Raw genomic sequence first — 250 nt, forward strand, 5'->3', positions numbered from 1 at the left:
ACGTGCTGCACGACTGGCGTCCCTTGCGCGATCCAGCGGCCGACGAAGTCGGCGACGATTTCGGGGGCGCCGTTGATCATGGCGTTGACCCCGCCGCAATGGGCGTGGCCCATGACCACGATCCGCTTGACGCCCAGAACCTTGACCCCGAATTCCAGCGCCGCTGACACGCCGTGCAGCTTGCCGTCCGGCTCGTAGGGCGGGACCAGATTGGCGACGTTGCGCACCACGAACAGTTCGCCCGGCTTGG

The 250-nt window shown here is 67.2% G+C and carries 1 protein-coding gene; it reads right to left on the reverse strand.

The window, feature by feature from the left end:
• Positions 1-250, reverse strand: a 250-nt coding sequence (locus CVH10_RS22890) for a carbonic anhydrase (RefSeq protein WP_369335990.1), incomplete at both ends; no start/stop codon positions are given.

This window comes from Halomonas sp. ND22Bw (genome assembly GCF_003011945.1).
Classification (GTDB): Bacteria; Pseudomonadota; Gammaproteobacteria; order Pseudomonadales; family Halomonadaceae; genus Halomonas; species Halomonas halophila.